Origin of the sequence: Streptomyces roseifaciens (assembly GCF_001445655.1) — a bacterium.
Lineage (GTDB): Bacteria > Actinomycetota > Actinomycetes > Streptomycetales > Streptomycetaceae > Streptomyces > Streptomyces aureoversilis.
This window is the reverse complement of sequence record NZ_LNBE01000004.1, coordinates 3,173,173-3,190,217: the sequence shown is the minus strand read 5'-3', so window position 1 is coordinate 3,190,217 and position 17,045 is coordinate 3,173,173. Positions and strand designations below refer to the sequence as shown.

At 71.5% G+C, this 17,045-nt stretch carries 13 protein-coding genes; 4 read left to right on the top strand and 9 right to left on the bottom strand.

Features of this window, described 5'->3' with window-relative positions; genetic code table 11:
* Nucleotides 1-26: 26 nt before the first annotated feature.
* The 3 genes from AS857_RS31485 to thyX all read right to left on the bottom strand — a co-directional run bounded on the left by AS857_RS31485 (nucleotide 27) and on the right by thyX (nucleotide 3,745).
* On the bottom strand, nucleotides 27-1,712 hold the full coding sequence (locus tag AS857_RS31485; protein WP_058046553.1) for a ribonuclease J: 1,686 nt from the start codon (nucleotides 1,710-1,712) through the stop codon (nucleotides 27-29).
* Nucleotides 1,713-1,884: 172 nt separating this feature from the next.
* Nucleotides 1,885-2,787, bottom strand: coding sequence for a 4-hydroxy-tetrahydrodipicolinate synthase (gene dapA, locus AS857_RS31480; protein WP_058046552.1), 903 nt, complete (start codon nucleotides 2,785-2,787; stop codon nucleotides 1,885-1,887).
* A 217-nt stretch (nucleotides 2,788-3,004) separates the two neighbouring features.
* Nucleotides 3,005-3,745, bottom strand: a complete 741-nt coding sequence (gene thyX / locus AS857_RS31475) for an FAD-dependent thymidylate synthase (protein ID WP_058046551.1) — start codon at nucleotides 3,743-3,745, stop codon at nucleotides 3,005-3,007.
* A 211-nt stretch (nucleotides 3,746-3,956) separates the two neighbouring features.
* On the opposite strand from thyX, the gene AS857_RS31470 reads away from it, so the two are divergent.
* The gene (locus AS857_RS31470) at nucleotides 3,957-4,199 is read left to right on the top strand and encodes a hypothetical protein (protein WP_058046550.1); all 243 of its coding nucleotides are present in this window, start codon (nucleotides 3,957-3,959) and stop codon (nucleotides 4,197-4,199) included.
* 124 nt (nucleotides 4,200-4,323) lie between these two features.
* Entirely contained in the window at nucleotides 4,324-4,887 is a 564-nt protein-coding gene (locus tag AS857_RS31465; RefSeq protein ID WP_058046549.1) for a hypothetical protein, read from the top strand.
* A 171-nt stretch (nucleotides 4,888-5,058) separates the two neighbouring features.
* Here AS857_RS31465 and AS857_RS31460 read toward each other — a convergent pair whose 3' ends face one another.
* The 6 genes from AS857_RS31460 to eccD all read right to left on the bottom strand — a co-directional run bounded on the left by AS857_RS31460 (nucleotide 5,059) and on the right by eccD (nucleotide 12,288).
* Nucleotides 5,059-5,520, bottom strand: coding sequence for a hypothetical protein (locus tag AS857_RS31460; protein ID WP_058046548.1), 462 nt, complete (start codon nucleotides 5,518-5,520; stop codon nucleotides 5,059-5,061).
* Nucleotides 5,521-5,525: 5 nt separating this feature from the next.
* Nucleotides 5,526-6,278 carry a 4-hydroxy-tetrahydrodipicolinate reductase gene (gene dapB, locus AS857_RS31455; protein ID WP_058046547.1) on the bottom strand — a complete coding sequence of 251 codons (753 nt, stop codon included), beginning with the start codon at nucleotides 6,276-6,278 and terminating at the stop codon, nucleotides 5,526-5,528.
* A 45-nt stretch (nucleotides 6,279-6,323) separates the two neighbouring features.
* On the bottom strand, nucleotides 6,324-7,703 hold the full coding sequence (locus AS857_RS31450) for a M16 family metallopeptidase (RefSeq protein WP_058046546.1): 1,380 nt from the start codon (nucleotides 7,701-7,703) through the stop codon (nucleotides 6,324-6,326).
* The gene (locus tag AS857_RS31445) at nucleotides 7,700-9,925 is read right to left on the bottom strand and encodes a polyribonucleotide nucleotidyltransferase (RefSeq protein ID WP_058046545.1); all 2,226 of its coding nucleotides are present in this window, start codon (nucleotides 9,923-9,925) and stop codon (nucleotides 7,700-7,702) included. The genes AS857_RS31450 and AS857_RS31445 overlap by 4 nt, the downstream gene beginning before the upstream one ends.
* Nucleotides 9,926-10,190: 265 nt before the next feature.
* Nucleotides 10,191-10,478, bottom strand: coding sequence for a 30S ribosomal protein S15 (rpsO, locus tag AS857_RS31440; protein WP_045934183.1), 288 nt, complete (start codon nucleotides 10,476-10,478; stop codon nucleotides 10,191-10,193).
* Between the two features lie 352 nt (nucleotides 10,479-10,830).
* Entirely contained in the window at nucleotides 10,831-12,288 is a 1,458-nt protein-coding gene (eccD, locus tag AS857_RS31435) for a type VII secretion integral membrane protein EccD (protein ID WP_058046544.1), read from the bottom strand.
* Between the two features lie 211 nt (nucleotides 12,289-12,499).
* Here eccD and eccCa point away from each other — a divergent pair, with 211 nt between their 5' ends.
* Together eccCa and AS857_RS31425 are read left to right on the top strand one after the other, a co-directional pair.
* Nucleotides 12,500-16,456: a type VII secretion protein EccCa gene (gene eccCa, locus AS857_RS31430; protein WP_058046543.1), complete on the top strand. Its 3,957-nt coding sequence runs from the start codon at nucleotides 12,500-12,502 to the stop codon at nucleotides 16,454-16,456.
* 231 nt (nucleotides 16,457-16,687) lie between these two features.
* Entirely contained in the window at nucleotides 16,688-16,918 is a 231-nt protein-coding gene (locus tag AS857_RS31425; protein ID WP_058046542.1) for a DUF397 domain-containing protein, read from the top strand.
* Nucleotides 16,919-17,045: the final 127 nt, after the last annotated feature.

The window sequence follows — 17,045 nt, the reverse complement described above, 5'->3', positions numbered from 1 at the left end:
AGGCGTCAGAGACGCCTCGTTCCGGGTCAGACCTCGACGACCACGGGCAGGATCATCGGGCGGCGGCGGTAGGTGTCGGAGACCCACTTGCCCATCGTCCGGCGGACGAGCTGCTGGAGCTGGTGCAGCTCCACGACGCCGTCGGAGGCGGACTTGGCGATCACTTCCTCGATCTTCGGGACGACCGCCGAGAACGCGGCGTCCTCGATGCCGGAACCGCGCGCCTGGATCTGCGGACCGCTCACCACCTTGCCCGTCGTGCTGTCGACCACGATGAAGACGGAGATGATGCCCTCGTCGCCGAGGATGCGGCGGTCCTTGAGCGAGGTCTCGGTGACGTCGCCGACCGAGAGGCCGTCCACGTACACATAACCCGCCTGGACCTTGCCGACGATCTTCGCCGAGCCGTTCACCAGGTCCACGACGACGCCGTCCTCGGCGATCACGATGTGGTTCTTGGGAACGCCCGTCAGCGCGCCGAGCTCCGCATTCGCCCGCAGGTGACGCCACTCGCCGTGCACCGGCATGAGGTTCCTGGGCTTGCAGATGTTGTAGAAGTACAGCAGCTCGCCCGCGGAGGCGTGGCCGGAGACGTGCACCCGGGCATTGCCCTTGTGGACGACGTTCGCGCCCCAGCGGGTCAGACCGTTGATCACGCGGTAGACCGCGTTCTCGTTGCCCGGGATGAGGGACGAGGCCAGGATGACGGTGTCGCCCTGGACGATCCGGATCTGGTGGTCGCGGTTGGCCATCCGGGACAGGGCCGCCATCGGCTCGCCCTGGGAGCCGGTGCACACCAGCACGACCTCGTCGTCCGGCAGGTCGTCGAGCGTCTTCACGTCCACGACGAGACCGGCGGGGATCCGCAGGTAGCCCAGGTCGCGGGCGATGCCCATGTTGCGGACCATCGAGCGGCCGACGAAGGCGACGCGGCGCCCGTACTCGTGGGCGGCGTCGAGGATCTGCTGGATGCGGTGCACGTGGCTGGCGAAGCTGGCCACGATGATGCGCTTCTGGGCGCCGGCGAACACCTGGCGCAGGACGCCGGAGATGTCCCGCTCGGGCGGGACGAAACCGGGGACCTCGGCGTTCGTGGAGTCCACGAGCAGCAGGTCGATGCCCTCCTCGCCCAGCTTGGCGAAGGCCGGCAGGTCGGTGAGGCGACGGTCCAGCGGGAGCTGGTCCATCTTGAAGTCACCGGTGTGCACGGCCATGCCGGCGGGGGTGCGGATGGCGACGGCCAGCGCGTCCGGGATGGAGTGGTTGACCGCGATGAACTCGCAGTCGAAGGGACCGATGCGCTCGCGGTGGCCCTCGACGACCTCGAGGGTGTACGGGCGGATGCGGTGCTCCTGCAGCTTGGCCTCGATGAGGGCCAGGGTCAGCTTGGAGCCGATCAGCGGGATGTCCGGCTTCTCGCGGAGCAGGTAGGGAACGCCGCCGATGTGGTCCTCGTGACCGTGCGTGAGCACGATGCCGTCGATGTCGTCGAGGCGGTCACGGATGGACGAGAAGTCGGGCAGGATCAGGTCGATTCCGGGCTGCTCCTCCTCGGGGAAGAGCACTCCGCAGTCGACGATCAGCAGGCGGCCGCCGTATTCGAAGACCGTCATGTTGCGGCCGATCTCCCCCAGGCCGCCGAGCGGGGTGACGCGCAGGCCGTTCTCGGGGAGCTTCGGCGGGGGGCCGAGTTCAGGATGCGGGTGGCTCAAAAGACTCTCCTCACCACGCACGCCACATGCCCGCAGGACATATGGCGCGCGTGACCTTCGTGCACTTGCAGTTGTTTTTGGATCTTCAGTTGTGGGGTCCGGCGTCTTCAGCCGGTGTATTCAGTTGTGAAGTCGTGGGCGGACCGGACGGTTCCCGGTCCGGGGCGGCGGTTCAGCCGAGCTGGACGCCGCCGGCCGTGAGGTCGCGCCGGAGCTGCTCGGTCTCCTGCTCGGTGAGCTCGACCAGCGGCAGGCGCACGGGGCCGGCGGGCAGTCCCTGCAGGGCCAGGCCCGCCTTGGTGGTCATGACGCCCTGGGTGCGGAAGAGGCCCGTGAAGACGGGGAGCAGCTTCTGGTGGATCTCGGTGGCCTTGCGGACGTCACCGGCCAGGTAGGCGTCGGTCATGGCGCGCAGGTCGGCGGCGACGAAGTGGCCCGCGACCGAGACGAAGCCTGCGGCGCCGACGGCGAGCTGCGGCAGGTTCAGCATGTCGTCGCCGGAGTACCAGGCGAGGCCGGAGCGGGCGATGGCCCAGCTCGTCGCGCCCAGGTCGCCCTTGGCGTCCTTGTTGGCGACGATGCGCGGGTGGTCCGCCAGCCGGACGAGGGTCTCGGTGTCGATGGCGACGCCGCTGCGGCCCGGGATGTCGTAGACCATCACCGGCAGGCCGGTGGCGTCGGCGACGGCGGTGAAGTGCCGGACCAGGCCCTGCTGCGGGGGCTTGTTGTAGTACGGCGTGACGACGAGGAGGCCGTGGGCGCCCGCCTTCTCGGCGGCGCGGGCCAGCTCGGCGCTGTGGTGCGTGTGGTTGGTGCCGGCTCCGGCGACGACGTGGGCGCGGTCTCCGACCGCCTCGACCACGGCCCGTACGAGCTGGGCTTTCTCCGCATCGCTGGTGGTCGGGGACTCGCCGGTGGTGCCGTTGACGATGAGGCCGTCGTTGCCGGCGTCCACGAGGTGGGTGGCGAGCCGCTGAGCGCCGTCGAGGTCGAGGGCACCGTCAGCGGTGAAGGGCGTGACCATGGCGGTCAGGACCCGCCCGAAGGGCGTCTGCGGTGTGGAGGTCGGAGCCATGAGGGTCACGCTACTCGTTGCTCACCGTGAGGTGCCCCCTCGGGGAGTGCCAAAGGGATCCCGGCACTGCCTGCTCGGGGGTTCAAGCAGTGCCGGGTCCGTCTTTTCAGACTAGATTAAAGCCACGAAAAGCCGCAATACGGACACCGTAGTTACCGGGCCGTACGGCACCCCCGGGAGGCGGCGCAGAGGCCGCCGGGCCCGGGGGCCGCCCAGGTCAGGGGGCGACGCGGCCGTTCTTGTTGAACGCGGCGTACGTGAGGGGCATGAGCTTCGCCCACTCCGCCTCCATCTTCTCGCCGACCATCTCGATCTCCCGCTGCGGGAAGGACGGCACGGCCGCCTGCTCATGCTGCGTGCGCAGGCCGAGGAAGTGCATCAGCGAGCGGGCGTTGCAGGTGGCGTACATCGAGGAGAACAGGCCGACCGGGAGGACCGAGCGCGCGACCTCGCGGGCCACGCCGGCGGCCAGCATCTCCTGGTAGGCCTCGTAGGCCTCGCGGTAGGTGCTCTCCATGACGCGCGTGGTCAGCTCGTGCTGCGCGTCGGTGCCCTCGACGAAGACGTACTTGCCGGGACGGCCCTCCTGGACGAGCTTGCGCTCGGCGTCCGGGACGTAGAAGACGGGCTGCAGCTCCCGGTAGCGACCCGACTCCTCGTTGTACGACCAGCCCACGCGGTGGCGCATGAACTCGCGGAAGACGAAGATCGGCGCGCTGATGAAGAAGGTCATCGAGTTGTGCTCGAAGGGGCTGCCGTGGCGGTCGCGCATCAGGTAGTTGATCAGCCCCTTGGACCGCTCCGGGTCCTTGGTGATCTCTTCCAGGGACTGCTCGCCGGCGGTGGAGACGCGGGCCGCCCACAGCACGTCGGAGTCGGCAGCGCTGTGCTTGACCAGCTCGACGGTCACGTCGCCGCGGAACGTGGGCTTGGCGGTCTCGGTGGGGCTGTCGGTCACCGGCGGGGTCCTTCCAGTTGCATGGCTCGGGGCGGCGCCCAGCCTACGGGCCGCCACTGACACTCGGCGGCCGACGGCCCCGCCGCGACGGGGCAAGCTGCTCACTGGTTGAGATTTTTCACAGAAGTCGCCGAAAACGGGCACCGTCGGCGCGCTTTGATCGTCCTTACGTACGACAGCAGTTTTCGAGGTTCCTAGGAGAGCCCCCATCATGTTCCGCCGGCGAGAGCCCGTGCCGTTCGCCTTCGTCGCCGAGGCAGAGCGCTACCGCAGCAACGTCACGCCGCCGCCCCGAGAACGCCCGAGCCGCTCGCAGCTGGCCGGCCGCCTGCTCGTGGGCCTCACGGTGACGACGGGGCTGGTAGGAGCGCTGCTGTTCGGAATGCCGTCGCTGCAGCCGAGCCCGCAGGACACGCACCAGTCGCAGCGTTCCGAGACCTCGGACGGCCGCTGACCTGCGGATGATCATGACGGGCGGGATCCCGCGCACCGACCCTGGTGTGCTCGGGTCCCGCCCTTTTCTATAGCCTCACCGGGCACAGCCGTTCGAGCGTGCTTGCTGACGAGTGAGGAATTTCGTGCCCCTGCCCTTCCTGACCGCTGACCGCGACGCCGAGGAGCTCGCGCCTGCCGCCGGGGCCGCCGCCCCGCCCGCCGGGGACGAGGACCTCGCCCGCTGGCGCCGTCCCTACCGTCCGGGTCCGTGGCGCGTCGGCGTCACCGCGCTGTTGCTGCTGCTCGCCTCGTACGTGCTCTTCGCCGCGATGATCATTGCCGTGGCGGGCTCCCTGCCCGGGGCGGGCATCTGTGTCGCCGTCGCCGTCCTGGTGATCGCCCTGGCCGTGCGCCTGGTGCGTGCCGGGGTCTGGGTGAGCGAGCACGGGCTGCGCCACGTGGGGCTGCTGTCCGCGAAGACGGTGCCCTGGGCCGAGGTGACGGCCGTGCGCACCGCGCAGCAGCCCGTGCGGTGGCTGGGTCTCCCCCGCACCGTGCAGGGGCAGGCGGTCGTCGTGGAGCGCGCGGGCGGCAGCCCCCTGCCGACCCTGGTCACCGACCACGGGGCGGACTTCCTCGGGCGTCCGCAGGCGTTCGCGATGGCGTGCGACGCGGTCGAGGGCTGGGCGGCGGACTTCCGCCGCTGACGCGGTGCCGCCCGGCGGCGAGCCGGGCGCACGCCGCCCCATGCGGGGCCCATGTGGTGCCCCATACTGCGCGGCCCCATGCACAGCCCCATGCCGCCGGACAGGCACCGCGCCCCGTGCAGGCGCCCCATGCGGTGGCCTCATGCCGCCTCCGCAGGACGTTGCAGCGCCCTATACGGCGTCCGCCCGCACCGGCTTCCTGTCGTGCAGGGCGATCGCCCGCTGCATGGCCTTGCGGGCGCGGGGGGTGTCCCGGGCGTCGTGGTAGGCGACGGCCAGCCGGAACCAGGTGCGCCAGTCGGACGGCGCGTCCTCCGTCTCGGCCTTGCGCTTGGTGAAGACCGCGTCCGCGGAGTCCCGGTCGATGCGCCCGCTGGGGGTGCGCACCAGTTCGTCCACCGGCAGCCCGCCCTCGGCCTCCAGCTCCCGCGCCAGCCGGTTGGCGTCGCGCGCGAACTTGGTGGTCTGGTAGAGGAACCAGGCGCCGATGAACGGCAGCACCAGGACCGACACTCCGAAGGCGATGGTGACGGCGGTGCCCTGCTGGATGAGCATCACTCCGCGGCTGCCGACCAGGACGAAGTAGACGACCAGGATGGCGGCCAGGGCGAAGTAGACGATTTTGGCGCGCACGGTGCTCAGCCCAGGTCCAGGAAGTTTTCCAGGCCGAACGTCAGGCCCGGGGTCGTCGTGACGCGCCGTGCGCCGAGCAGGATGCCCGGCATGAAGCAGCTGTGGTGCAGCGAGTCGTGCCGGATGGTGAGCGTCTCGCCGGTGTCGCCGAAGAGCACCTCCTGGTGGGCCAGGAGGCCGCGGAGCCGTACGGCGTGCACGGGCACCCCGTCGACGTCCGCGCCGCGCGCACCCTCCAGGGCGGTCGTGGTGGCGTCGGGCTGCGGGGCACAGCCCGCCTCGCGCCGGGCGGCGGCGATGAGCTGCGCGGTGCGGGTGGCCGTGCCGGAGGGGGCGTCGGCCTTGTTGGGGTGGTGCAGCTCGACGACCTCGACGGACTCGAAGAAGCGGGCCGCCTGGCGGGCGAAGGACATGGTCAGGACGGCCCCGATGGAGAAGTTCGGGGCGATGAGCACGCCGGTCGACGGCGAGGCGTCGAGCCAGGAGTTCAGCTGCGCGAGGCGCTCCTCGGTCCAGCCGGTGGTGCCGACGACGCCGTGGATGCCGTTGCGCACGCAGAACTCGAGGTTCTCCATGACCGAGTCGGGGTGCGTCAGCTCGACCGCGACCTGGGCTCCCGCCTCGGTCAGGGCCTCCAGCCCGTCGCCCCGGCCCAGCGCGGCCACCAGCTCCATGTCCTCGGCGGCTTCGACGGCCCGTACGGCCTCGGAGCCGATGCGGCCCTTGGCTCCGATGACCGCGACGCGCAGCTTGCTCATCGTCCCTGCTTCCCTCTACAGCGGTGAACTACTTCCCGCGGTGAACTAAGAAACGGCCTCGTGCAGGCGCGCGGCCTGCTTGTCCTTCAGCGGGCCGATGACGGACAGCGAAGGACGCTGTCCCAGTACATCGCGGGCCACCTCGCGGACCTCGTCCGGGGTGACGGCCGAGATGCGCGCCAGCATGTCGTCGACGGACATCTGGTCGCCCCAGCACAGCTCGCTCTTGCCGATGCGGTTCATGAGCGCACCGGTGTCCTCCAGGCCGAGGACGGTGGAGCCCGCGAGCTGCCCCACGGCGCGGCTGATCTCCTCGTCCGGCAGCCCCTCCGACGCGACCTTGTCGAGCTCGTCGCGGCAGATCTTCAGGACATCGTGGACCTGGCTCGGGCGGCAGCCGGCGTAGACGCCGAAGAGGCCGCAGTCGGCGTAGCCCGAGGTGTAGGAGTAGACCGAGTAGGCCAGGCCGCGCTTCTCCCGGACCTCCTGGAAGAGCCGCGAGCTCATGCCGCCGCCGAGGGCGGTGTTGAGCACGCCGAGCGCCCAGCGGCGGTCGTCCGTGCGCGACAGGCCGGGCATGCCGAGGACGACGTGCGCCTGCTCGGTCTTGCGGCCGAGCACCTCCACGCGGCCGGCGGTGCGGATCGCACGGGCGCCGGAGCGGGGGTCGACGGGCGTGGCGTCCGTACGGCTCAGGGCGCCGGCCCGGTCGAAGGCGGCGCGCACCTGGCGGACGACCTTGGCGTGGTCGACGTTGCCCGCGGCGGCCACGACGAGACGCGTCGGGTCGTAGTGCTTCTTGTAGAAGCGGGCGATCTGGTCGCGCGTGAGGGCGTTGATGGTGTCGACCGTGCCGAGGACGGGGCGGCCCAGGGGCGTGTCGCCCAGCATGGTGTGCGCGAACAGGTCGTGCACGCAGTCGCCGGGGTCGTCCTCCGTCATCGCGATCTCTTCGAGGATCACGCCGCGCTCGGCGTCGACGTCGGCGGCGTCGATCAGCGATCCGGTGAGCATGTCGCAGACGACGTCGATGGCCAGCGGCAGGTCGGTGTCGAGCACGCGCGCGTAGTAGCACGTGTACTCCTTGGCCGTGAACGCGTTCATCTCGCCGCCGACGGCGTCGATGGCCGAGGAGATGTCGAGCGCGCTGCGCTTGGCCGTGCCCTTGAAGAGCAGGTGCTCCAGGTAGTGGGTGGCACCGTTGAGGGCCGGCGTCTCGTCGCGGGAGCCGACGTTGGCCCAGATGCCGAAGGTCGCGGAGCGCACGGACGGCAGCGTCTCGGTGACGATGCGCAGGCCGCCCGGGAGGGTGGTGCGGCGGACCGTGCCGATGCCGTTCTCGCCCTTGAGGAGCGTTTGGGTACGGGCGACGGCCCGCCCCTCCGAGGAGGTGCGGGCCGTCTTCCGTGTACTACGGGACGTCACTTGGCGGACTCGTCCTTGGTCTCGTCGGCCTTGTCGCCGTCCTCGCCCTCGATGACGGGGACGAGGGAGAGCTTGCCGCGCTGGTCGATCTCGGCGATCTCGACCTGGACCTTCTGGCCCACGCCGAGCACGTCCTCGACGTTCTCCACGCGCTTGCCGCCGGCGAGCTTGCGGATCTGCGAGATGTGCAGCAGACCGTCCTTGCCCGGCATGAGGGAGACGAAGGCACCGAAGGTGGTGGTCTTGACGACCGTACCCAGGTAGCGCTCGCCGACCTCCGGCATGGTCGGGTTGGCGATGCCGTTGATCGTGGCACGGGCGGCCTCGGCGGCCGGGCCGTCGGCGGCACCGATGTAGATGGTGCCGTCGTCCTCGATCGTGATCTCGGCGCCGGTGTCCTCCTGGATCTGGTTGATCATCTTGCCCTTGGGGCCGATGACCTCACCGATCTTGTCCACGGGGATCTTGACGGTGATGATCCGCGGGGCGTTGGGGGACATCTCGTCCGGCGTGTCGATCGCTTCCATCATCACGTCGAGGATGTGGAGGCGGGCGTCACGGGCCTGCTTGAGGGCCGCGGCCAGGACGGAGGCCGGGATGCCGTCCAGCTTGGTGTCGAGCTGGAGGGCGGTCACGAACTCCTTGGTGCCGGCGACCTTGAAGTCCATGTCGCCGAAGGCGTCCTCCGCACCGAGGATGTCGGTGAGGGCGACGTAGTGCGTCTTGCCGTCGATCTCCTGGGAGATCAGGCCCATGGCGATGCCGGCGACGGGGGCCTTCAGGGGCACACCGGCGTTCAGCAGCGACATGGTGGAGGCGCAGACCGAGCCCATGGACGTCGAGCCGTTGGAGCCCAGCGCCTCGGAGACCTGGCGGATGGCGTAGGGGAACTCCTCGCGCGTCGGCAGCACGGGCACGATGGCCCGCTCGGCCAGGGCGCCGTGGCCGATCTCGCGGCGCTTCGGCGAACCGACGCGGCCGGTCTCGCCGACGGAGTACGGCGGGAAGTTGTAGTTGTGCATGTAGCGCTTGCGGGTCACCGGGGAGAGGGTGTCCAGCTGCTGCTCCATGCGGAGCATGTTGAGGGTGGTGACGCCCAGGATCTGGGTCTCGCCACGCTCGAACAGGGCGGAGCCGTGCACGCGCGGGATGGCCTCGACCTCGGCGGCGAGCGTACGGATGTCCGTCACGCCACGGCCGTCGATGCGCTTCTTCTCCTTGATGACGCGCTCACGGACCAGGGACTTGGTCAGCGAGCGGTACGCGGCGGAGATCTCCTTCTCGCGGCCCTCGAACTCCGGCAGGAGCTTCTCGGCGGCGAGCTCCTTGACGCGGTCGATCTCGGTCTCGCGCTCCTGCTTGCCGGCGATGGTGAGCGCCTGGGCGAGCTCGTCGCGGACGGCCTTGGTCAGGGCGGCCAGGACGTCGTCCTGGTAGTCCAGGAAGACCGGGAACTCGCCCTCGGGCTTGGCGGCCTTGGAGGCGAGCTCGGACTGCGCGCGGCACAGGACCTTGATGAAGGGCTTCGCGGCCTCGAGACCGGCGGCGACGACCTCCTCGGTGGGGGCGTCGGCGCCGTCCTTGACCAGCTGGACGGTCTTCTCGGTGGCCTCGGCCTCGACCATCATGATCGCGACGTCGCCGTCCTCCAGGACGCGGCCGGCCACGACCATGTCGAAGACGGCGTCCTCGAGCTCGGTGTGGGTCGGGAACGCGACCCACTGGCCCTTGATCAGAGCGACGCGGGTGGCGCCGATCGGACCGGAGAAGGGCAGGCCCGCGAGCTGCGTGGAGCAGGAGGCGGCGTTGATCGCGACCACGTCGTAGAGGTGGTCGGGGTTGAGCGCCATGACCGTCTCGACGATCTGGATCTCGTTGCGCAGGCCCTTCTTGAAGGAGGGGCGCAGCGGGCGGTCGATCAGGCGGCAGGTGAGGACCGCGTCCTCGGAGGGGCGGCCCTCACGACGGAAGAAGGAGCCGGGGATCTTGCCGGCCGCGTACATGCGCTCCTCGACGTCCACCGTCAGGGGGAAGAAGTCGAGCTGGTCCTTGGGCTTCTTGGAAGCGGAGGTGGCCGACAGCACCATGGTGTCGTCGTCCAGGTACGCCACGGCGGAACCGGCGGCCTGCTTGGCCAGGCGGCCCGTCTCGAAGCGGATGGTGCGGGTGCCGAAGGCGCCGTTGTCAATGACGGCCTCGGCGTAGTGGGTCTCGTTCTCCACCAGGGATATCTCCTCGTCTACGTCCCGGCCCGTGTGGCGGGGACGGTGGTGGAGGAGCGTCTGTGCTGGCCGGTCTTCGATCGAAGCACCCGGATTTCCCTGATCCGGGGGCCACTACCGAGGACCGGCGGCGAGCTGAGCGCTCCTCCTCATACGGTTCGGCGTAGGTGCCGTTGTGGAAACCAGACTACAAAGCTTCTGCTCTCCACGAGATACGCAAAGGGAGCGGCCCCCAGATGGTGGGAACCGCTCCCTTCACGGTGTCTTACTTGGCGCCGGCGGCACCGCGGCGGATGCCGAGGCGCTCGACCAGGGCGCGGAAGCGCGTGATGTCCTTCTTGGCCAGGTACTGCAGCAGGCGGCGACGCTGGCCGACCAGGAGCAGCAGGCCACGACGCGAGTGGTGGTCGTGCTTGTGCTGCTTCAGGTGCTCGGTCAGGTCCGAGATGCGGCGGGTGAGCATCGCGACCTGGACCTCGGGGGAGCCGGTGTCGCCCTCCTTGGTGGCGAACTCGGCCATGATCTGCTTCTTCGTAGCGGCGTCGAGCGACACGCGATACTCCTTCTGAGTGTCTTTTGGCCACCGAGTGCCCCTGGTCTCTTACTCAGGGGAGCTTCCGTTACTCGGGAGGCGGGGTCCGCTGGGCGCTGTCCCCAGAGACCCGCGAAGGGCGCTCCGGAGGCGCGTACACAAACGGCCGTTGCACAGAGTACCAGCCCGGACCAGTCCCCCTGGCCGGGAGGGCCGGATACGGGGCCCGGGGCGGGCTCCGGGAGGCCTGGGGGCCTGGGGCGGGTCTGGGGCACTGCCCCGGGCGGGGCCGCATGGGGCGGGCCTGGAGCGGGCGCATGGGACGGGCGCCGCCTCCGCCCGGCTCTGCCCGCCTCTGCCCGGCCTATCCGGCCTATCCGGCCGACAGGCTGCGCGCCGCCGAGTACAGATCGAGGACGGCGAGGCACAGCGGGACGAGCGCAAGGAGGAGGACGCTCTCGGCGAGATCGGAGACACGCCCCCAAAAGGGTGACAGACCCCGGGCGGGGACGATCAGCGCCACGGTGGTGAGCAGCGCGCCACCGAGGGTGACGGCTGCGGCGAGCCAGAGCGTACGGACGTCGAGGGAGCCGCCGCCCGCGCCCGCGGCGGCGGCCGGCTGGAGGGCGAGGCCGAGGACGAGCAGGGCGAGGGCGGCGAGGCCCGCACCGAGGACGGCGGCGACCTGGGCGGTGTAGCGGAAGAGGCGGGCGCGCAGCAGCATCGCGAGACCGGCGGTCAGGGCGAGGAGACGGGGCCAGGGGCCGCTGTCGGCGGCGAAGGCGAGGACGGCGGTGGAGGCCGTGACGAGGACCGCGCAGCCGCCGACGAGGCCGAGCAGCAGCTCGTGGCCGCGGCGGACCCGGGCGGCGATGAGCGCGGCGTCCACGGGCTCGGGCCCCCGGCCGCCGCGGGAGGCCGTACGGTCCCCGGTGACCGCGGAGCGGGGCGCGGCGTAGCCGACGGGGAGGCGGGCGACGCGGGCGGACAGGCCGGGCAGGAAGGCGACGGCTCCTATGGCGACGACGGCGCAGACGGCGGCGCCCGCGGAGGGGTCGGCCCCGGTGAAGATCGTGCAGAAGGCGGCCACGGTGCCGGTGGCCGCGGCGGTGAAGGCGGCGACGAAGGGGGCGTCGCCGGTGGGCACGGCGGCGACGAGCACGGCGGAGGCGACGACGACGGCCGCGCAGCCCAGCAGGAACTGCAGCCGGCCGGCCCCCTCGCCCGGCCCGGGGCCGAGGATGCCGGAGCCCGCGATCATCACGTGCGGAAGGGCGGCGAGGCCGAGGGCGACGGCGGAGGCGCGGTCGGCGTAGACCCGGGCCCGTACGCCCGCGAGGGCCGTCAGCAGCACACCGGCGGCGGCCGCGACGGCGCCGGGCAGGCCGTGCATGTCGTGCCGGACGGGGTCGGCGAACCAGAGGGCGAGGCCCATGAGGGCGAGGAGCAGCGCTCCGCCCGCCAGGCCGCAGGCGCGCAGCAGGCCGTCGCTCCACAGCGTGTGGTCGCGGGTGACGGCGGAGGCGATGGCGTCGCTGACGTCGTCGTGCACGGCGGGCGGCAGCGACTCGGCGAAGGGGCGCAGCGCGAGCAGGTCGCCGTCCAGGACGTGCTGGGCGGCGAGCGAGCGGGCGCCGTCGAGGACGGTGCCGTCGCGGCGCACGAGGTGGTAGCCGGTGGGGGTGCCGGCCGGCTGGGTCTGCCCGGTCAGGCGCAGGATCTCCGGGTACACGTCGGCGACGGCGATGTCGTCCGGCAGGGCGACGTCGATCCGGCTGTCGGGCGCGACGACGGTCACTCTGCAGAAGCCGGTCGCAGTGGACGTACTCACCTATCAGGCCCCTTGTTTCACTGTGCACGACTGTGCGCTTCACGTACACGACTGTGCGGCTTCACTGTGCACGGATGTGCGGCCACCCTATCGGGGCCGTATGCCCGTACGCCGATAGGATCACCGTTCCGCGCATGGGGCCCGCGCCGTCGGGCGACAGGGAGGCGCCGCGCGGAACTGTCCTTGCCGTGCGGAGGGGTTGAGGCATCCGGTGAGCCAGATCGTGGTCAGTCGTCCGCCGAGGGCCCTGCCGCCGGAGGTGCCCGGCGAGGCGGTCCGGCTGGAGGCACCCCCGGAGCTGCCGAGGGACCGTCAGGAGGGGCTGCTGATGCAGCTCCTGCCGACGCTCGGCATGGCCTCGTCGATGGTGTACTTCTTCATGCCGGGCGCCGCCCCGATGATGAAGATCATGGGCGTCCTGATGATGTGTTCGACGCTCGGCATGACCGTCGCGATGATCGTGCGGCACCGTCAGGGCACGCAGGGGCGGACCGCGGACATGCGCCGCGACTACCTCAAGTACCTCGCGCAGACGCGGCGCACCGTGCAGCGCACCGCCAGGGCGCAGCGCGACGCGCAGTTCTACCTGCACCCCTCCCCCGACCAGCTGTGGTCGGTGGTGGCCGAGGGCACGCGCCTGTGGGAGCGGCGCGCGAGCGACGAGGACTTCGCACAGGTCCGCATCGGACTGGGCACGCAGCAGCTCGCGACGCCGCTGGAGGCGCCGGAGACGGCTCCGATAGACGAGCTGGAGCCGCTGGCGACGGGCGCCATGCAGCAGTTCCTGGCGACGCACGGCTCGCTGGACGGCATGCCGGTGGCGCTGTCGTTGCGCGCCTTCTACCACCTGACGCTGTCGGGCGACCCGGAGACCGTGCACGGCACGGCGCGGGCGCTGGTGGCCCAGCTGGTGACGCTGCACTCGCCGGACGACCTCGTCGTGGCCGTGGTCGCGGCACGGGGCGCGGCGCCGTCCTGGGAGTGGACGAAGTGGCTGCCGCACGTACAGGTGCCGGGAGCCGTGGACGGGGCGGGCGCGCGGCGCCTGATCGGCGACGACCTGACGGAGCTGGAGGAGCTGCTGCGGCCGCGCCTGGAGGGGCGTACGCGGTTCAGCCGGGACGGCCGGCCGCTGCTGGACCAGCCGCACGTCGTGGTCGTGCTGGACGGTGCCGCGGTGCCGGCGGACTCGGTGTTCGCGGCGCCCGAGGGGCTGCAGGGCGTGACCGTCGTCGAGGTGGTGACGGGAGAGCTGGGCGAGCCGCGCGGCGGGCTGTCGGCCGTGGTGCGGCCGGGCTCGCTGCGGCTGGAGTCGCAGGTCGCGGTCTACGAGGGGGTGCCGGACACCCTCGCCCTGGAGGCCGCCGAGGCGCTCGCGCGGCAGCTGGCGCCGCTGCGCCTGGGCACGGGCGACGACGGCGACGAGCCACTGCTGGCGAACCTGGACTTCACCGACCTGCTGGGGCTGGGCGACGCGGGCTCGGTGGACGTGGCGCGCACGTGGCGGCCGCGGTCGGCGGCGGAGCGGCTACGCGTGCCGATCGGCGTCAGCGAGGGCGGCGTCCCGGTGATGCTGGACCTCAAGGAGGCTGCGCAGGACGGCATGGGGCCGCACGGGCTGTGCGTCGGCGCGACGGGCTCCGGCAAGTCCGAGCTGCTGCGCACGCTGGTCCTGGGGCTCGCGGTCACGCACAGCTCCGAGACGCTGAACTTCGTCCTCGCCGACTTCAAGGGCGGCGCGACCTTCGCGGGCATGTCGCAGATGCCGCACGTCGCGGCCGTCATCACCAACCTCGCCGACGACCTGACGCTGGTCGACCGCATGCGCGACTCGATCACCGGCGAACTGCAGCGCAGGCAGGAGCTGCTGAAGGCGGCGGGCAACTACGCCAACATCCACGACTACGAGAAGGCCCGGGCGGCCGGTGCCGCGCTGGAGCCGCTGGCTTCACTCGTCCTGGTGATCGACGAGTTCAGCGAGCTGTTGACGGCGAAGCCCGACTTCATCGACATGTTCATCCAGATCGGCCGCATCGGCCGCTCCCTGGGCGTGCACCTGCTGCTCGCCTCGCAGCGCCTGGAGGAGGGCCGGCTGCGCGGCCTGGAGACGTACCTGTCGTACCGGATCGGCCTGCGCACGTTCTCCGCGGCGGAGTCCCGTACGGCGCTCGGGGTGCCGGACGCGTACCACCTGCCCTCGGTGCCGGGCTCCGGCTACCTGAAGTTCGGCACGGACGAGATGACGCGCTTCAAGGCCGCGTACGTCTCGGGCGACTACCGGGCGGCCCCGGGCACGGGGCCCGGCACGGGGCAGCTGCCGATCGACCGCCGGCCGGTCCTGTTCACCGCCGGGCCCGTCCCCGTCACGTACACCGCCCCGGCACCCGTGTCTCCGGCCGCGCCCGGCCCGGGAGACGACGCGCTGGCCGACACGGTCCTCGACGTGATCGTGCGCCGGCTCGAGGGCCAGGGCCCGCCGGCCCACCAGGTGTGGCTGCCGCCCCTGGACCGGTCCGCGGCCCTCGACGAGCTCCTGCCGCCGCTCTCGGCCGTGCCGGGCCGCGGCCTCACGGCGCCCGGGCATCCGCGCCCCGGCCGGCTCAGCGTCCCGATCGGCCTGGTCGACAAGCCCTTCGAGCAGCGGCGCGACGTCCTCTACCGCGACTTCTCCGGCGCGGCGGGCAACATGCTGGTCGTCGGCGGCCCGCAGTCCGGCAAGTCGACGCTGCTGCGCACCCTGGTGTCGGCCTTCGCGCTGACGCACACGCCGACCGAGGTGCAGTTCTACGGGCTGGACTTCGGCGGCGGCGGCATGAGCGCGGTCGACGGCCTGCCGCACGTGGGCGGAGTGGCGTCCCGGCTCGACCCCGAGCGCGTACGCCGTACGGTCGCCGAGGTGTCGGGCATCCTGGCCCGCCGCGAGGAGTACTTCCGGGCGCACGCGATCGACTCCATCGGCACCTACCGGCGGCTGCGGGCGACGGGCGAGATCACGGACCAGCCGTGGGGCGACGTCTTCCTGATCGTCGACGGGTGGGCCGGCTTCCGGCAGGAGTACGAGATGCTGGAGGGGGTCGTCGCCGACATCGCGGCGCGCGGCCTGGGCTACGGCGTCCACGTCGTGGTGACGGCCTCCCGCACCATGGAGGTGCGCGCCTCCCTCAAGGACCAGCTCCTCAACCGGCTGGAGCTCCGCCTCGGCGACACCATGGACTCGGACTTCGACCGCAAGGTCGCCGCGAACGTCCCCGCCGGGATGCCGGGCCGCGGCCAGCTCCCCGAGAAGCTCCACTTCATGGCCTCGCTGCCGCGCATCGACTCCGGCAGCGACCCCGAGACCCTCACGGACGGCACCGCCGCCATGGTCCGCGCCGTCAGCGAGGCATGGGGCGGCCCCGGCGCGCCCGGCGTGCGGCTCCTGCCGCGCCGGCTGCGCGCCGACGACCTGCCCAAGGGCTTCGAGTTCCCGCAGCACGGCGTGGCCTTCGGCATCGACGAGGCCGGCCTCGAACCGGTCTTCGCCGACTTCGAGACGGACCCGTTCTTCCTCGTCTTCGGCGAGAGCGAGTCCGGCAAGACGGCCCTGCTGCGCCTCCTGGCCCGGCAGATCACCGAGCGGTACGGCCCGGACGAGGCGAAGATCGTGGTCGGCGACTACCGCCGTACGCTCCTCGACACCGTCCCCGGCACGCACCTGCTGGAGTACGCGCCGACCGCCTCGGCCCTGACGGTGCACGCAGAGGCCCTCAACCGCCTCATGGAGCGGCGCGCCCCGCAGCCCGACATCACGCCGCAGCAGCTGCGCGAGCGCAGCTGGTGGTCCGGCCCGCGCTTCTTCGTCATCGTCGACGACTACGAGCTCGTCTCCACCGGCAGCGGCAATCCGCTGTCCGTCCTGACCGAGAACCTCCCCTTCGCGCGCGACGTGGGGGTGCGCTTCATCATCGCGCGCAGCTCGGCCGGCGCGTCCCGGTCGATGTACGAGCCCTTCATGCAGCGCGTGAAGGAGCTGGGCGCCCAGGGCGTCCTCCTGTCCGGCGACCCCGGAGAGGGCGACCTGCTCGGCAGCGTGCGGCCGCAGGGGATGCCGCCGGGGCGCGGGTACTTCGTGTCCCGGAAGAGGGGCGTGTCGCTGGTGCAGGTGGGGTGGGTGCCGGAGGAGACGTGAGGGCACGGGGCGGCGGAGGAAGCCCCCGGTCGGCACCCGCCAGGGGCTGCATTCTCCACACGGCCGGCCTTCCGTACGAGCGCTTTGCGAATCTCCTCTGCCGCGGATCCATCCGGAGTACGCTGCTCGCAAATGCTGTCCCTGCAGGAGTTGTCGTCCCTGCAGGCGTCAACTGGCCTCATGCCACAGCGATCCCGCGGAATTGCGCACCCGAAAGGCGGCCCTTGTCCCATGGACGAACGCGAGAAGGACGAGCTGTACGCACGCGACATCTCCGGTCTCGAATGGCTGAGTGCGCCCGAGGCCAAGGATGACGAGGAACGCGTCGAGATCGCCTACTTCTCCGACGGCGCCGTGGCCATGCGGTCCTCGACCGACCACGGCACCGTGCTGCGCTACACCCCGGCCGAGTGGCGGGCCTTCGTGCTGGGTGCGCGTGACGGCGAATTCGACCTGAAGTAGGCCGGCGGGCCGGTGAACCGGTGGGCCAGTGCCGACGGGCTGGTGAGCCGGGAGCACGCGCCTGGGGGCGGCCGCCGGATTCCCGGCCGGCCGCCCCCGGAGCACGGTGAAGCGGATCAGCAGAGGC